13 protein-coding genes are annotated in these 15,991 nt (G+C 53.3%); 4 read left to right on the top strand and 9 right to left on the bottom strand.

What is annotated here, in order from left to right:
* Positions 1–12 precede the first annotated feature (12 nt).
* The 5 genes from rpsA to NWV12_RS07135 all read right to left on the bottom strand — a co-directional run bounded on the left by rpsA (position 13) and on the right by NWV12_RS07135 (position 5,963).
* Positions 13–1,686, bottom strand: a complete 1,674-nt coding sequence (rpsA, locus tag NWV12_RS07155) for a 30S ribosomal protein S1 (RefSeq protein WP_014169387.1) — start codon at positions 1,684–1,686, stop codon at positions 13–15.
* A gap of 111 nt (positions 1,687–1,797) precedes the next feature.
* On the bottom strand, positions 1,798–2,481 hold the full coding sequence (gene cmk, locus NWV12_RS07150; protein ID WP_013097305.1) for a (d)CMP kinase: 684 nt from the start codon (positions 2,479–2,481) through the stop codon (positions 1,798–1,800).
* A gap of 185 nt (positions 2,482–2,666) precedes the next feature.
* Positions 2,667–3,950: a 3-phosphoshikimate 1-carboxyvinyltransferase gene (gene aroA, locus NWV12_RS07145; protein WP_048979722.1), complete on the bottom strand. Its 1,284-nt coding sequence runs from the start codon at positions 3,948–3,950 to the stop codon at positions 2,667–2,669.
* A 69-nt stretch (positions 3,951–4,019) separates the two neighbouring features.
* Positions 4,020–5,108 carry a 3-phosphoserine/phosphohydroxythreonine transaminase gene (serC, locus tag NWV12_RS07140; RefSeq protein ID WP_029739497.1) on the bottom strand — a complete coding sequence of 363 codons (1,089 nt, stop codon included), beginning with the start codon at positions 5,106–5,108 and terminating at the stop codon, positions 4,020–4,022.
* A 162-nt stretch (positions 5,109–5,270) separates the two neighbouring features.
* Positions 5,271–5,963, bottom strand: coding sequence for a DUF421 domain-containing protein (locus NWV12_RS07135; RefSeq protein ID WP_023310994.1), 693 nt, complete (start codon positions 5,961–5,963; stop codon positions 5,271–5,273).
* Positions 5,964–6,090: 127 nt separating this feature from the next.
* On the opposite strand from NWV12_RS07135, the gene ycaO reads away from it, so the two are divergent.
* The 4 genes from ycaO to pflA all read left to right on the top strand — a co-directional run bounded on the left by ycaO (position 6,091) and on the right by pflA (position 12,394).
* Positions 6,091–7,851: a 30S ribosomal protein S12 methylthiotransferase accessory factor YcaO gene (ycaO, locus tag NWV12_RS07130; RefSeq protein ID WP_033145089.1), complete on the top strand. Its 1,761-nt coding sequence runs from the start codon at positions 6,091–6,093 to the stop codon at positions 7,849–7,851.
* A gap of 406 nt (positions 7,852–8,257) precedes the next feature.
* Positions 8,258–9,115: a formate transporter FocA gene (focA, locus tag NWV12_RS07125; RefSeq protein ID WP_008499974.1), complete on the top strand. Its 858-nt coding sequence runs from the start codon at positions 8,258–8,260 to the stop codon at positions 9,113–9,115.
* 51 nt (positions 9,116–9,166) lie between these two features.
* Positions 9,167–11,449: a formate C-acetyltransferase gene (pflB, locus tag NWV12_RS07120; protein ID WP_048979720.1), complete on the top strand. Its 2,283-nt coding sequence runs from the start codon at positions 9,167–9,169 to the stop codon at positions 11,447–11,449.
* 204 nt (positions 11,450–11,653) lie between these two features.
* A complete protein-coding gene (gene pflA, locus NWV12_RS07115) occupies positions 11,654–12,394 on the top strand; it encodes a pyruvate formate lyase 1-activating protein (RefSeq protein ID WP_048979719.1) in 741 nt (246 codons plus the stop codon).
* A gap of 35 nt (positions 12,395–12,429) precedes the next feature.
* Here pflA and NWV12_RS07110 read toward each other — a convergent pair whose 3' ends face one another.
* From NWV12_RS07110 to NWV12_RS07095, 4 genes are all read right to left on the bottom strand, one after another.
* Positions 12,430–12,951: an anti-virulence regulator CigR family protein gene (locus tag NWV12_RS07110; protein WP_048979717.1), complete on the bottom strand. Its 522-nt coding sequence runs from the start codon at positions 12,949–12,951 to the stop codon at positions 12,430–12,432.
* A 123-nt stretch (positions 12,952–13,074) separates the two neighbouring features.
* Entirely contained in the window at positions 13,075–14,223 is a 1,149-nt protein-coding gene (locus NWV12_RS07105) for an MFS transporter (protein ID WP_048979716.1), read from the bottom strand.
* A gap of 275 nt (positions 14,224–14,498) precedes the next feature.
* A complete protein-coding gene (locus tag NWV12_RS07100; protein WP_101744465.1) occupies positions 14,499–15,362 on the bottom strand; it encodes a dimethyl sulfoxide reductase anchor subunit family protein in 864 nt (287 codons plus the stop codon).
* A 1-nt stretch (position 15,363) separates the two neighbouring features.
* A complete protein-coding gene (locus NWV12_RS07095; RefSeq protein ID WP_021240882.1) occupies positions 15,364–15,981 on the bottom strand; it encodes a DMSO/selenate family reductase complex B subunit in 618 nt (205 codons plus the stop codon).
* Between the last annotated feature and the right edge of the window lie 10 nt (positions 15,982–15,991).

The raw sequence follows: 15,991 nt of genomic DNA, 5'->3' as shown, positions 1-15,991 counted from the left end.
GAGAACCTGATATTACTCGCCTTTAGCTGCTTTGAAAGCTTCAGCCATTGCGTTGTTAGAGAAGTTTGCATCTTCCTGTTTGTTAACAGTTGCGATTGCATCTTTCTCATCAGCTTCGTCTTTAGCACGAACAGACAGGCTGATTGCACGGTTCTTACGGTCAACACCGGTGAACTTAGCTTCAACGTCGTCGCCTACGTTCAGAACCAGAGTGGCATCTTCAACGCGGTCACGTGAAGCTTCAGAAGCGCGCAGGTAACCTTCAACGCCGTCAGCCAGTTCTACGGTTGCGCCTTTAGCGTCAACTGCAGTCACTTTACCGTTTACGATTGCGCCTTTCTTGTTCAGTGCAACCCAGTTGTTGAACGGATCTTCTGCGAGCTGTTTAACGCCCAGGGAGATACGCTCACGCTCTGCGTCAACCTGCAGAACAACTGCAGCGATTTCGTCGCCTTTTTTGTATTCACGAACTGCTTCTTCGCCTGCAACGTTCCAGGAGATGTCAGACAGGTGAACCAGGCCATCGATGCCGCCGTCCAGGCCGATGAAGATACCGAAGTCAGTGATAGACTTGATTTTACCTTCAACACGGTCGCCCTTGTTGTGGGTTTCCGCGAACTGCTGCCATGGGTTGTTTTTGCACTGTTTCAGGCCCAGGGAGATACGACGACGTTCTTCGTCGATATCCAGAACCATTACTTCCACTACATCACCAACGTTAACAACTTTGGATGGGTGGATGTTTTTGTTGGTCCAGTCCATTTCGGAAACGTGCACCAGACCTTCAACGCCTTCTTCGATTTCAACGAAGCAGCCGTAGTCAGTCAGGTTGGTTACGCGACCAGTCAGTTTAGTACCTTCTGGGTAACGCTTAGCGATAGCTACCCATGGATCTTCGCCCAGCTGTTTCAGGCCGAGGGATACACGAGTACGCTCGCGGTCGAACTTCAGCACTTTAACAGTGATTTCGTCGCCCACGTTCACGATTTCGCTTGGGTGCTTAACGCGTTTCCACGCCATGTCGGTGATGTGCAGCAGGCCATCAACGCCGCCCAGGTCAACGAATGCGCCGTAGTCAGTGAGGTTCTTAACGATACCTTTGACTTCCATGCCTTCCTGCAGGTTTTCCAGCAGCTGATCGCGTTCTGCGCTGTTTTCGGATTCGATAACGGCACGACGGGAAACAACAACGTTGTTACGCTTCTGGTCCAGCTTGATTACTTTGAATTCAAGCTCTTTGCCTTCCAGGTGCAGAGTGTCACGAACTGGACGAACGTCTACCAGAGAACCTGGCAGGAACGCACGAATACCATTCAGCTCAACAGTGAAGCCACCTTTAACTTTGCCGTTGATAACACCGACCACAGTTTCAGCTTCTTCGTAAGCTTTTTCCAGCGTGATCCATGCTTCGTGACGTTTAGCTTTCTCACGAGAAAGCAGGGTTTCACCGAAGCCGTCTTCTACTGCGTCCAGAGCAACGTCAACTTCGTCACCTACCTGGATTTCCAGCTCGCCCTGGGCGTTTTTGAACTGCTCTGCCGGAATGGCGGACTCAGATTTCAGACCGGCGTCAACCAGTACTACGTCTTTGTCGATAGCAACAACAACACCGCGAACGATGGAACCCGGGCGGGTTTCGATTGTTTTTAAGGATTCTTCAAACAGTTGAGCAAAAGATTCAGTCATGTTTAATCTTCAGGTTAATATTAACGTCCACCTGGCTCCGTGCCGGATGGGGTTGTTTCACATACCCGCCGTCAATCCATTGCAGCGGGGGTACTACTAAATCGGTCGCGATTACGCGAGTGCCAGTTTTTGGCGCGCATATTGTAGCGCTTTTTCAATCACTTGCTCAATAGTTAAACTGGTTGAATCCAGAACTAATGCATCTTCTGCAGGAACAAGTGGGGCGACGGCGCGGTTACGATCGCGGTCATCGCGCTCTTTTATCTCGGATAAAAGGCGATCAAAGTTAACACTAAACCCCTTTTCCTGCAACTGAAGCATGCGGCGTTGAGCACGTTCTTCCGAAGAGGCGTCAAGAAAAATTTTCACTGGCGCATCAGGGAATACCACCGTTCCCATATCGCGTCCGTCAGCGATCAGCCCCGGGGCTTCACGGAACGCGCGCTGACGACGTAACAGCGCCTCGCGAACGCGCGGGAACGCCGCGACCTGAGAGGCCGCATTAGCCACTTCCTGCGTACGGATTTCGCCGCTCACGTCTTCCCCTTCAAGGATGACTTCCAGGTTGCCATCGGTCGATACGAAACGCACATCCAGATGCGCAGCCAGCGGAACCAGCGCTTCTTCAGACGCTACATCCACATGGTGATGTAGCGCGGCCAGCGCCAGCACGCGATAGATTGCTCCCGAATCTAAAAGATGCCATTGCAATGCTTCCGCCATCGCTTTGCACAGAGTACCTTTCCCTGCGCCACTCGGCCCATCAATGGTGATTACCGGGGCAACTGCCGTCATCTTTTTCTCCTTAAATAAGGCATACCGTTTACATGAACGCCGCGCATTATACGCGCCAACGTGCGCAACTGTTACCTTTGCGTGCAAATTACGGAATGATTGAAGCAGAGTGTAGAAGAAATGAGCGGAGGTGTTCGTAATGAAGCGTAAGCAAATGCCGCATCGGGCGATGCGGCAAGGCGTTATCAGGCCAGCGTGCTAATGCGTGCCAGCTGTTCGAAGTAGTCCGGGAAGGTTTTCGCGGTACATTTCGGATCAAGAATGGTGACAGGCGTGTCTGACAGCGCCACCAGCGAGAAGCACATCGCCATGCGGTGATCGTTGTAGGTGCCGATTTCCGCAAACTGCAGTTTTGCCGGAGGGGTCACGCGAATGTAGTCTTCGCCCTCTTCCACCTCGGCACCGACTTTTCGCAGCTCTGTCGCCATCGCGAACAGGCGGTCCGTCTCTTTTACGCGCCAGTTGTAGATATTACGCAGCGTGGTCGTGCCTTTGGCAAACAGCGCCGCCGTGGCAATGGTCATCGCCGCATCCGGAATATGGTTCATGTCCATGTCGATGGCGTTCAGCTCGCCGTGGGTACAGGAGATGAAGTCATCGCCCCAGGTGACAATGGCGCCCATTTTTTCCAGCACGTCCGCAAAACGGATGTCGCCCTGCACGCTGTTACGGCCAATACCGGTCACTTTTACCGTGCCGCCTTTAATCGCACCCGCGGCCAGGAAGTAGGACGCGGATGACGCATCCCCCTCAACAAGGTAGTTGCCCGGAGACTGGTACTGCTGCGCCCCGCGCACCACGAAGCGCTGATAAGACTGGTTTTCCACCTCAACGCCGAAGGTTTTCATCAGGTGCAGGGTGATATCAATGTACGGTTTGGAGACCAGCTCGCCTTTAATCGTAATAACCGTATCCTGCGGTGCCAGCGGCGCGGTCATCAGCAGTGCCGTCAGGAACTGGCTGGAGACGCTGCCGTCAACCTCGACGTGACCGCCGTTAAAACCGCCGCGCAGACGCAGTGGCGGATAGTTTTCCTGCTCAAGATACTCAACCTGCGCGCCGCCCTGACGCAGGGCATCCACCAGATGGCCAATCGGACGCTCTTTCATGCGAGGTTCGCCGGTCAGCACGATGTTGTTGCTACCCAGACACAGGGCCGCCGCCAGCGGGCGCATCGCGGTACCGGCGTTGCCCAGAAACAGCTCAAGCTCTTCGTCCGAGCGCAGCGCGCCGCCGTTGCCGGTCACTTCGCAGCGGGTACGATCGTCGGAGAGAGTGTAATGAACGCCCAACGCTTTCAGCGCATTGAGCATATGGCGCACGTCATCGCTGTCCAGCAGGTTTGTGAGGACGGTGGTGCCGTTTGCCAGAGCTGCCAGCAGCAGAGCGCGGTTCGAGACACTTTTTGAACCAGGCAGATTGATGGTGCCATCTACCCGCGCGATAGGTTGTAACGTCAGGGATTCCATGAAAACTAAACTCTCAACTCAACATAATAAAAACCCCGCAGGGACGCTGCGGGGGTGAAAAACAGCAAATTAACCGTGACGACGTTCGAAGTCGATCATGAAATCCGTCAGGGCCTTAACGCCCTCCAGCGGCATCGCGTTATAGATGGAGGCACGCATGCCGCCAACGACACGGTGACCTTTGAGCGCATGCAGACCTGCCGCGAAGGACTCTTCCAGGAACACTTTGTCCAGGCTGCTGTCCGCCAGCTGGAACGGCACGTTCATACGGGAACGGTTCGCTTTCGCCACATCGTTGCGGTAGAAATCGCTCTTGTCGATCACGCCATACAGCAGTTCAGCTTTCTGCTGATTGACCTTGTCCATCTGCGCCACGCCGCCGTTTTGCTTCAGCCATTTGAAGACCAGGCCGGAGAGATACCAGGCAAACGTTGGTGGGGTGTTGAACATCGAATCGTTATCGTTCAGCACGGTGTAATCGAGAATCGACGGACAGGATTTATGTGCTTTACCCAGCAGGTCTTCACGCACGACGACGATAGTCAAACCGGCCGGGCCGATATTTTTCTGCGCGCCCGCATAGATAACGCCGTAGCGGCTGACATCAATTGGCGCAGACAGAATGGTGGAGGAGAAGTCGGCGGCAACCACGACATCGCTGCCGAAGTTTGGCGTCTCGTCGATGGCAATCCCGTCAATGGTTTCGTTCGGGCAGTAGTGCAGATACGCTGCGTTATCGGAAAGCTGCCACTCGCTCATGGGCTTCACGGCGCGCAGACCGTCAACGGTCACTTTGGCGTCGATAACATTCGGCGTGCAGTATTTATGCGCTTCTTTAACGGCGCTTGCCGCCCAGTAACCTGCGTCAACGTAGTCAGCCGTCGTTTTGTCGCCGAGGATATTCAGCGGAACGCCTGCAAACTGGCCGCGTCCACCGCCGTGACAGAACAATACTTTGTAGTTCGAGGGAATATTCAGCAGATCGCGAAAATCCTTTTCTGCCTCTTCCGCCACCTGAATAAACTCTTTACCACGGTGGCTGATTTCCATCACCGACGTACCGAGACCGTTCCAGTCACAGAGTTCCTGTTGAGCCTGTTTAAGCACGTCTGCCGGTAACATTGCCGGACCTGAACTGAAATTAAAGACTTGAGCCATTTCCCCTCACCACGCTAAAAGCCATAAGTTATAACTGTGGATATCGGTTTTATCATTCAGTGACACGCGCCGCAATGTCTAAAACTTATGACCCGCGAAATGTGCCCCGCGTCACACAAAACAATCTGCCGCCTCGCCAGGACAAAACCGACAAAATGGCTGTCAGGTGATGCGTTTGGCCCGGCTAACCTTCGTCCATTCCGGATTTGCACAGCGGGGGCATAATTGACGATCCCCCGGCTGCATCGCGACTACATGGCTACATCTTACGCAAGCATACTCGCCTGACTCAGGTACGGTTCTGAAACGCTCGATCAGCATATCCGGCAGGATACACAGTCCCGGCTTCACCTCGTCGTCAGAATAGTAATAGACGCTGATCTGCCCGTTGGTTTCCATGATCGCCAGACGCACCTGCCCGAGCTGTTCAACGCTGTTCAGGCGAAGCTCCATAAAGAACTCAAACTCGGTCATATTGGCGCTTTGTACATTTTCCCAGGCCAGCTGTCCGTCCTCGACGATAACGACCGGCTTCCCTTCAAGCAGATCTTCCAGCTTTTCGCTTTTCGACATCAGCCACATGACAAGGCGATAAAGTAGCGCCAGTGAGACAAAAACGATAAACACCGGCACCATCGGCACGTCGTCATAAAAAGCGACGTCACCCGCCGCCGAGCCCAGCGTCAGGATGATCAACACCTCAAAGAGCGACATCTGCCGCACGCCTCGCCGGCCGGTGATTTTAAGAAACAGGAAGACGAGGACGAAGGTATACAGGCTGCGCAGCGCCACTTCACCCAGAAATTCAGGAGGAACTTTATCAAACGCCATCCGCTGGAGATCAAATGCTTTCATTTTTCTATGCCTTAACAGTCAGTTACTGCCACTAAGCATAGCCCAGCCTTTTATTTTCGCCGAAGATAGCACCCGTCACGCAAAACCCGTATCATTGCGCGCTTTACGTACGATAAAAGTGAACGCCATGACTCAAACGTTTATCCCCGGCAAAGACGCCGCTCTGGAAGATTCCATCGCTCGCTTCCAGCAGAAACTGACCGACCTGGGTTTTAACATCGAAGAAGCCTCCTGGCTCAATCCGGTACCTCACGTCTGGTCCGTGCATATTCGCGATAAAGACTGTGCCCTGTGCTTTACCAACGGTAAAGGCGCGACAAAAAAAGCGGCACTGGCCTCTGCGCTGGGTGAGTATTTTGAGCGTCTGTCCACCAACTATTTCTTCGCTGACTTCTGGCTGGGCGAAACCATCGCTAACGGCCCGTTCGTTCACTATCCAAATGAAAAATGGTTCCCGCTGACCGAAGATGACGAGCTGCCGGAAGGTATTCTCGACGCGCGCCTGCGTGCCTTCTACGATCCAGACAGCGAACTGACCGCCAGCATGCTGATCGATCTGCAGTCTGGCAATGAAGACCGTGGGATCTGCGCCCTGCCGTTCACCCGTCAGTCTGACGAGCAGACCGTATATATTCCGATGAACATCGTCGGCAACCTGTATGTGTCCAACGGTATGTCCGCCGGTAACACCCGCAATGAAGCACGCGTGCAGGGTCTGTCTGAAGTTTTCGAACGCCACATTAAAAACCGCATCATCGCTGAATCCATCAGCCTGCCAGAAATTCCGGCAGACGTGCTGGCGCGCTACCCGGGCGTAGTGGAGTCCATCGCTAAGCTGGAAGCAGAAGGTTTCCCAATCTTTGCCTATGACGGCTCGCTGGGCGGTAAGTATCCGGTTATCTGCGTAGTGCTGTTTAACCCGGCCAACGGTACCTGCTTCGCCTCATTCGGCGCGCACCCTGACTTCGGCGTGGCGCTGGAGCGTACCGTTACCGAGCTGCTGCAGGGCCGTAGCCTGAAAGATCTCGACGTCTTCACCCCGCCAACGTTTGACGATGAAGAAGTGGCCGAGCATACCAACCTTGAAACCCACTTCATCGACTCCAGCGGTTTAATTTCCTGGGATATGTTCAAGCAGGACGCCGACTATCCGTTCGTGGACTGGAGCTTTGCCGGTACCACGGAAGAAGAGTTCGCCACGCTGATGGCGATCTTCAACGCGGAAGATCGGGAAGTTTATATTGCCGACTACGAACACCTTGGCGTCTACGCGTGCCGCATTATTGTTCCAGGCATGTCCGACATCTACCCGGCTGAAGATCTGTGGCTGGCGAATAACAGCATGGGCGCGCACCTGCGCGAAACGCTGCTGGCTCTGCCGGGCAGCGAGTGGGAGAAAGAAGATTATCTGAACCTGATCGCCCAACTGGACGAAGAAGGCCACGATGACTTTACCCGCGTACGCGAACTGCTGGGCCTGGCGACCGGTAAAGACAACGGCTGGTATACCCTGCGCATCGGTGAGCTGAAAGCGATGCTGGCCCTGGCAGGTGGCGATTTGGATCAGGCCCTGGCCTGGACCGAGTGGACCATGGAATTCAACCAGTCGGTCTTCTCTGCCGAGCGCACCAATTATTACCGCTGCCTGCAAACCCTGCTGCTGCTGGCCCAGGAAGAGGATCGCGAGCCGCTGCAATACCTGAATGCTTTCGTGCGGATGTACGGAGCTGAGGCCGTAGAAGCAGCCAGTGCAGCCCTGAGCGGCGAAGAGCCCTTCTATGGCCTGCAGGCTGTTGATAGCGATCTGAAAGCCTTCCCGGCGCATCAGTCGCTGCTGAAGGCCTACGAAAAACTGCAGAAAGCAAAAGCCGCTTACTGGTCAAAATAAGCGCACATAACATTACCAGCTGTAGGCGTATTCAATCGTCTGGGCTATATTACGGGGCAATTTCATTGCCCCGTTTTTTATTTTCTTCGGCAATGACTGTTGATTGTAATAATAAAGTTAAACATGGGTAAATATAATAATATTTACCTGGGCTTTACTGTTACTTTTTATGGTAAATACTCCATATTAATTAACTGTGTCAGAGGTGGCTGAACGAAAAAATTCAACTCTTTTCATAACTTTTAAAATTTATTTTTATACGGATAATCAATTACTTACTCCGCATTTGCTGTAAAACCATACACACTGCGGGCCTATAAGCCAGGCGAGATATGATCTATATCAATTTCTCTTCTATAATGCTTTGTTAGTATCTCGTCGCCGACTTAATAAAGAGAGAGTTAGTGTGAAAGCTGACAACCCTTTTGATCTTTTACTCCCTGCTGCGATGGCCAAAGTTGCCGAAGAAGCGGGTGTCTATAAAGCAACGAAACACCCGATGAAGACGTTCTATCTGGCGATCACGGCTGGTGTGTTCATCTCTATCGCTTTCGTCTTCTACATCACCGCCACCACCGGTACTGCCGGAATGCCTTTCGGCATGGCCAAACTGATTGGCGGCATTTGCTTCTCACTGGGTCTGATTCTCTGCGTCATCTGCGGCGCCGACCTCTTCACCTCAACGGTGCTGATTGTCGTGGCAAAGGCCAGCGGAAGAATTACCTGGGGTCAGCTGGCACGTAACTGGCTTAACGTCTACGTGGGTAACCTGGTTGGCTGTCTGCTCTTTGTTTTGTTGATGTGGCTTTCTGGCGAGTACATGACCGCCAACGGTGGCTGGGGCCTTAACGTCCTGCAAACCGCCGACCACAAAATGCACCACACATTTATCGAAGCCGTTGCTCTCGGCATCCTCGCTAACCTGATGGTCTGCCTGGCTGTATGGATGAGCTACTCGGGTCGTAGCCTGATGGACAAAGCCTTAATTATGGTTCTGCCGGTTGCGATGTTTGTTGCCAGCGGCTTTGAGCACAGTATCGCGAATATGTTCATGATCCCAATGGGCATTGTCATCCGCGACTTTGCAAGCCCGGAGTTCTGGACCGCAGTTGGTTCATCCCCGGAAAGTTTCTCTCACCTGACTATTATGAATTTCATTACTGATAACCTGATCCCTGTCACTATCGGGAACATTATCGGTGGGGGTCTGTTAGTTGGGTTGACATACTGGGTCATTTACCTGCGTGGCGACGATCATCATTGATGGTTTTCTCAGGCAGTAAATAAAAAATCCACTTAAGAAGGTAGGTGTTACATGTCCGAGCTTAATGAAAAGTTAGCCACAGCCTGGGAAGGTTTTGCGAAAGGTGACTGGCAGAATGAAGTAAACGTACGTGACTTCATTCAGAAAAACTATACCCCGTATGAAGGTGACGAATCCTTCCTGGCTGGCGCAACTGACGCGACCACCAAGCTGTGGGACAGCGTAATGGAAGGCGTTAAACTGGAAAACCGCACTCACGCGCCAGTTGATTTTGACACCTCCGTTGCTTCCACCATCACTTCTCACGATGCTGGCTATATCAACAAAGCCCTTGAGAAAATCGTTGGTCTGCAGACTGAAGCACCACTGAAACGCGCAATCATCCCGTTCGGTGGTATCAAAATGGTTGAAGGTTCCTGCAAAGCGTATAACCGCGAGCTGGACCCAATGCTGAAAAAAATCTTCACCGAATACCGCAAAACCCACAACCAGGGCGTATTCGATGTTTACACCAAAGACATTCTGAACTGCCGTAAATCTGGCGTTCTGACTGGTCTGCCAGATGCGTATGGCCGTGGCCGTATCATCGGTGACTACCGTCGCGTTGCGCTGTACGGTATCGACTTCCTGCTGAAAGACAAATACGCACAGTTCGTCTCCCTGCAGTCTGACCTGGAAAACGGCGTAAACCTGGAAGCGACTATCCGTCTGCGTGAAGAAATCGCTGAACAGCACCGCGCGCTGGGTCAGATCAAAGAGATGGCAGCAAAATATGGCTGCGATATCTCTGGTCCGGCTACCAACGCTCAGGAAGCTATCCAGTGGACCTACTTCGGCTACCTGGCCGCTGTTAAGTCTCAGAACGGTGCAGCAATGTCCTTTGGTCGCGTATCCACCTTCCTGGATGCGTACATCGAACGCGACATCAAAGCAGGCAAAATCACCGAGCAAGACGCTCAGGAAATGATTGACCACCTGGTCATGAAACTGCGTATGGTTCGCTTCCTGCGTACTCCTGAATACGATGAGCTGTTCTCTGGTGACCCAATCTGGGCAACAGAATCAATCGGTGGTATGGGCGTAGACGGCCGTACTCTGGTAACCAAAAACAGCTTCCGCTTCCTGAACACCCTGTACACCATGGGTCCTTCTCCGGAGCCGAACATCACCGTTCTGTGGTCTGAAAAGCTGCCTCTTAACTTCAAGAAATTCGCCGCTAAAGTGTCCATCGATACCTCTTCTCTGCAGTACGAGAACGATGACCTGATGCGTCCGGACTTCAACAACGACGATTACGCTATCGCTTGCTGCGTAAGCCCAATGGTTGTTGGTAAACAAATGCAGTTCTTCGGTGCGCGTGCAAACCTGGCGAAAACCATGCTGTACGCAATCAACGGCGGCGTTGATGAAAAACTGAAAATGCAGGTTGGTCCTAAGTCTGAGCCGATCAAAGGCGACGTTCTGAACTTCGACGAAGTGATGGAACGTATGGATCACTTCATGGACTGGCTGGCTAAACAGTATGTCACTGCGCTGAACGTAATCCACTACATGCACGACAAGTACAGCTACGAAGCCTCTCTGATGGCGCTGCACGACCGTGACGTTATCCGCACCATGGCGTGTGGTATCGCTGGTCTGTCCGTTGCTGCTGACTCCCTGTCTGCAATCAAATATGCGAAAGTTAAACCAATTCGTGACGAAGACGGCCTGGCTGTAGACTTCGAAATCGAAGGTGAATATCCGCAGTTTGGTAACAACGACTCTCGCGTTGATGACATGGCGGTTGACCTGGTAGAACGTTTCATGAAGAAAATTCAGAAACTGACTACTTACCGTAACGCTATCCCGACTCAGTCTGTTCTGACCATCACCTCTAACGTTGTGTATGGTAAGAAAACCGGTAACACCCCAGACGGTCGTCGTGCTGGCGCGCCATTCGGCCCAGGTGCTAACCCAATGCACGGTCGTGACCAGAAAGGTGCGGTTGCCTCTCTGACTTCCGTTGCTAAACTGCCGTTTGCTTACGCGAAAGATGGTATTTCTTACACCTTCTCTATCGTGCCAAACGCGCTGGGTAAAGACGACGAAGTGCGTAAAACTAACCTCGCGGGTCTGATGGATGGTTACTTCCACCACGAAGCGTCCATCGAAGGTGGTCAGCACCTGAACGTGAACGTCATGAACCGTGAAATGCTGCTCGACGCGATGGAACACCCTGAGAAATATCCTCAGCTGACCATCCGCGTATCTGGCTACGCAGTACGTTTTAACTCCCTGACTAAAGAACAGCAGCAGGACGTTATCACCCGTACTTTCACTCAGTCCATGTAAGTGGAATTGACTGAAATCACGCGTTAAAAAGCGTACAATAAAGGCTCCACGTCAGTGGGGCCTTTTTAGCACCCTCTCCACCTCAGTCTCTTTTGTCCGCTATCTATACTCTATGGATATCAGCCAAAACAGACTTCAACACAGCCGGCTTTGAGCTGTGCATACTCAGGCCCCGGACGGGCCGATGCTGGAGATATCACCGCAATGTCAATTATTGGTCGCATTCACTCCTTTGAATCCTGTGGCACCGTCGATGGCCCGGGCATCCGCTTCATCACTTTTTTCCAGGGCTGCCTGATGCGCTGCCTGTACTGCCATAACCGTGACACCTGGGATACGCACGGCGGTAAAGAAGTGACCGTTGAAGACTTGATGAAAGAGGTGGTGACCTACCGCCACTTTATGAACGCGTCCGGCGGCGGCGTCACCGCATCCGGGGGTGAAGCCATTCTGCAGGCTGAATTTGTCCGCGACTGGTTCCGCGCCTGCCATAAAGAAGGCATTCATACCTGCCTCGACACCAACGGCTTCGTACGCCGTTACGATCCGGTTATCGACGAGCTGCTTGAAGTGACCGATCTGGTCATGCTCGATCTCAAACAGATGAACGATGAGATCCACCAGAACCTCGTTGGCGTCTCAAACCACCGCACGCTGGAATTCGCCAAATACATTGCCGATAAAGGCATCAAAACCTGGATCCGCTACGTGGTGGTTCCCGGCTGGTCAGATGATGACGACTCCGCGCACAGCCTGGGGGAATTTACCCGCGACATGGGCAACGTCGAGAAAATCGAGCTTCTGCCCTATCACGAGCTGGGTAAACATAAATGGGTGGCAATGGGCGAAGAGTACAAACTCGATGGCGTGAAGCCGCCGAAGAAAGAGACGATGGAACGCGTCAAAGGTATTCTTGAGCAATACGGCCACAAGGTGATGTATTAAAGAAAAGCCCGGTGAAAACCGGGCCTTTTTATATTCTATTTAAAGACGCCGTTAATAACGGACGTCACAATGGCTGTACTCAGCGCAATTAAAACCAGGTCGTCTCCGACCACGCGCCATTCATAGCCAGGGTAGGAAGGAAGCTGGCCCAGCATTGAGGCCGGCACGGTTTTCTTCGCAATGCCCGGAGGCAACGGCTTACCGCGCGCCAGGTTTTTCGCGATCCCCGGAGGCAGAGAGTCATAGCCCGTTAAGCCATAGTTCAGCGCCAGATGGCGGGCATGATCGAAGCTCACGCGAGCGTCGACATCGTTACCGACATCTTTACTGCTTTTAAAGCTTTTATCCGATTTTCCAGGGTTATCCTGACCGTTATTTTGCTTATTGCCATGGTTACCAGAATTCCCGTTACCATGATTGCCGCCATTACCTTGCCCGCCACCGTTTCCGTGACCACCGCCATTCCCGTTTCCAAGATTAGCCATGACCGGAGCCGTTGCAAACGTTAAAGACAACACTACGGCAAGTGCGGTAGTGGAAAAACGACGAATAGACATGATTGCTGCCTTATAGTGGTAGGACTCACATGAATTATCGCCTGGCGCAATAAACAAACAATAAGTAAAACTCTTAGTTGTGACAGGGACAAAAAAGCCTGTCATCGACAGGCTTTTATTTAATCAGGCATGTGCCACAGGCGTTGGGTGTTCGCCCACTTTGCGCAGCAGCATTAAGAGATAAATAAACGATACGCTGGCGATCATGATAAACAATAAATTATCAGAGTAATTCTGCATCAGCATCGCGGTAAATGTCGGCCCTAATAAGCTGCCGATGGTATAGCTCAGTAACAGCGCCTGGTTCATTGCCACCAGTTGGTGATGTTCAACTTTCTCACAGGCCCAGGCCATCGCGACCGGATAGAGCGTAAAGCCGGCGGCCCCGAGAATAAACAGCGCAGGCGCCATCGCGGCGTTGCTGAGCATGGCAAGGCATCCCATGATGACCACAAAGACCTGAACGCGCAGCACCAGCAGACGACCGAAGCGGTCCGCCAGACGGCCAATCGGCCACTGCCCGACGATCCCCGCACTCACCATCACCGCCATCCAGAAACCAATTCCGGAATCGCTGACGCCCTGATGATTCAGATAGAGCGGCATCAGGCCGTAGAGCGAGCCCAGTACAATCCCCGAGATAATGCAGCCGTTAACGCCCAGACGCGCCTGACGGAGTCTGAGCATCGGCCAGACGTGGGTCGATTCCTGATGCTCGCTGTTCTGGTTCACAATGCGCGTGAAGAGCAGCGGCAGGATCGCGGCGAGCACCATGCCTGTTACCCACGGCAGAACGCTCATCAGGTCGGTTGGCAGCTTGCTGACCATCAGTTGACCCAGCACGGTGCCGACGTAATAAACCATCATATAGGCCGCCAGCAGGCGTCCGCGGTTGCGGGAGGTGCCGCTGCACATCAGCGCGCTTTCAACCACCACCCAAATCATCGCGCAGCCTACGCCTGCGATAAAGCGCCATGCCATCCAGCTCCAGAAGCCGACCATCAGGCCCAGCCCGGCACACCCGGCGGCGAAAATCAGCGAAGCCAGATAATAGCTGCGATTAAAGCCAAAGCGCTTAATCAGGCTCCCGGTCATTAGCGTACCCAGCAGGTTCCCGGTAAAAAAGGACGAGCTGACCATACCCACCTGCCAGGTCGGTAAGTTTTCATGGGCGAGCCATAGCGGGACGAGCGTATTTAACACTGCGATCGCCAGGGTCAACAGAAGCAGGCCACAAAGCAACAGAAGCACTGGCCGGGTATAGGTGGTCATGGATTAAAAACCGTGAGGAAGTTCAGATTTCGTGCGCATCATGCCACTGGCAAAACCAAAGTCAATCCACTGACTTAGCCGCCTCGCACAATATGTTCCCTGTCGATTTAAAAAACTTATCCTGCTAATGCCACGCCTGCTATAGATATTAATTATGTGTCTGTTTTTATTTATTAATGGGCGAAATTAAAACAAAACGACAGTCGAAAAATTTCATGATCGAAAAAAGAAAAAGCCGGGCACTCAGGCCCGGCTTGATATAACTCAATGCAACGTTAACTGGCGATAGCCATACCAACGGTCATATGCAACCCGTAGAACACACCGCGGCCAATCAGTTCACCCGCCAGGACCAGCACAAAGGCCAGTGACAGCAGCGGCAGCGCGGGCTGATAACCTTTAAGCTGAGGAGCGATCCAGAATACCAACGCCGCGACCAGCAGAACGATGCGCCAGGCCATCAGAGAACCGTAGTCCGGCACCAGGGCAGAAGCCTGCTGGATAGAGCTGTGAATGGTTGCCAGTTCTGCCCCCTGCATCAGGGCGACCATCGCACTCACCACCAGCGCCAGCAGCGAAACAGCCGGCAGAAAACGCATTGCCCACCCGTCTACGCCCGCCACGCGCAGCAGCAGGTAGCCCAGCAGCGGCCCGCCGATAAACATCGTCAGGAAGAAGCTCATCGGCGTCCAGACGCTGTACCAGGTTGGAACGGTATCGATGGTGTTATAGACGCGCACCATCATCCACACGAACACCACGCCCAGCACCATGGTCACGATCAGCCACAGGCTGCGCAAACCCGCAGGCAACTTCTTCATAGCGGCCAGCAGCCAGCCCAGCCCACCGACGGCAAAGAAAATTGCCCCGCTGGCAATCTCGTTACTGAGGGATGAGGCCCCCACGCGGTTCAAAGAGTTAAACGCGCGCATCGGCGAACCCAGGTGCAGCGTAGAGGCTATAAAGCCAATCCCCATCAGCACCCACAGGCCAAACATGCTCAACACTAAACGCTGCTGCTGTTCGGCATTGAGGTTCCCTTTTAACAGCGCCAGCGCGAGCACAATGAAACCGCCCGCCACGCACTGGCCAAAGACCGTGAAGATCATCAGCGGCCATTCATGCCATCCACTTCCCATCTCACACCTCCTTCGGATTTGCCAGGTAGCCGGTGGTGTCACCTGTAGGACGGCTGTTGGCGTTAGGTTTAATCACAATGCTCGGCTTCGTGAAGTGCGCAGACGGCAGCGGTGCCACTGCGGCAAGCTGACCGTGTTTTTGACGCAGTTCTTCAATCGGGCCGAAGTCCAGCGCGCGCAGCGGACAGGACTCGACGCAAATCGGCTTTTTGCCGTCCGCCACGCGGGTGTGGCAACCGTCGCATTTGGTCATATGACCTTTAGCGGCGTTGTACTGCGGCGCGCCGTACGGGCACGCCATGTGGCAGTACCGACAGCCGATGCAGACATCTTCGTCCACCACCACAAAACCGTCTTCACGCTTGTGCATCGCCCCACTCGGGCAGACCTTGGTGCAGGCCGGATCTTCACAGTGGTTACAGGCAATCGACAGGTAATAGGCAAAGACGTTCTGATGCCAGACGCCGTTATCTTCCTGCCAGTCGCCCCCGGCGTATTCGTAGATGCGGCGGAAGCTGACGTCAGGAGTCAGGTCTTTGTAATCTTTACAGGCCAGCTCGCAGGTTTTGCACCCGGTGCAACGGCTGGAATCGATAAAAAATCCATACTGGGTTGTCATCGGCTACTCC

Source organism: Enterobacter sp. Crenshaw (assembly GCF_024734705.1).
GTDB classification, from domain to species: Bacteria; Pseudomonadota; Gammaproteobacteria; order Enterobacterales; family Enterobacteriaceae; genus Enterobacter; species Enterobacter asburiae_B.
Note: the sequence above shows the minus strand (reverse complement) of the source record. Positions and strands in the feature narration are given on the sequence as shown.

What these genes read in the sequence shown, in the direction of transcription:
- NWV12_RS07095 (WP_021240882.1), bottom strand. Translation starts at nt 15,981, where the DNA reads ATGACAACCCAGTATGGATTTTTTATCGATTCCAGCCGTTGCACCGGG.
- NWV12_RS07135 (WP_023310994.1), bottom strand. Translation starts at nt 5,963, where the DNA reads ATGAAAGCATTTGATCTCCAGCGGATGGCGTTTGATAAAGTTCCTCCT.
- pflA (WP_048979719.1), top strand. Translation starts at nt 11,654, where the DNA reads ATGTCAATTATTGGTCGCATTCACTCCTTTGAATCCTGTGGCACCGTC.
- NWV12_RS07110 (WP_048979717.1), bottom strand. Translation starts at nt 12,951, where the DNA reads ATGTCTATTCGTCGTTTTTCCACTACCGCACTTGCCGTAGTGTTGTCT.
- cmk (WP_013097305.1), bottom strand. Translation starts at nt 2,481, where the DNA reads ATGACGGCAGTTGCCCCGGTAATCACCATTGATGGGCCGAGTGGCGCA.
- serC (WP_029739497.1), bottom strand. Translation starts at nt 5,108, where the DNA reads ATGGCTCAAGTCTTTAATTTCAGTTCAGGTCCGGCAATGTTACCGGCA.
- pflB (WP_048979720.1), top strand. Translation starts at nt 9,167, where the DNA reads ATGTCCGAGCTTAATGAAAAGTTAGCCACAGCCTGGGAAGGTTTTGCG.
- aroA (WP_048979722.1), bottom strand. Translation starts at nt 3,950, where the DNA reads ATGGAATCCCTGACGTTACAACCTATCGCGCGGGTAGATGGCACCATC.
- NWV12_RS07100 (WP_101744465.1), bottom strand. Translation starts at nt 15,362, where the DNA reads ATGGGAAGTGGATGGCATGAATGGCCGCTGATGATCTTCACGGTCTTT.
- rpsA (WP_014169387.1), bottom strand. Translation starts at nt 1,686, where the DNA reads ATGACTGAATCTTTTGCTCAACTGTTTGAAGAATCCTTAAAAACAATC.
- ycaO (WP_033145089.1), top strand. Translation starts at nt 6,091, where the DNA reads ATGACTCAAACGTTTATCCCCGGCAAAGACGCCGCTCTGGAAGATTCC.
- NWV12_RS07105 (WP_048979716.1), bottom strand. Translation starts at nt 14,223, where the DNA reads ATGACCACCTATACCCGGCCAGTGCTTCTGTTGCTTTGTGGCCTGCTT.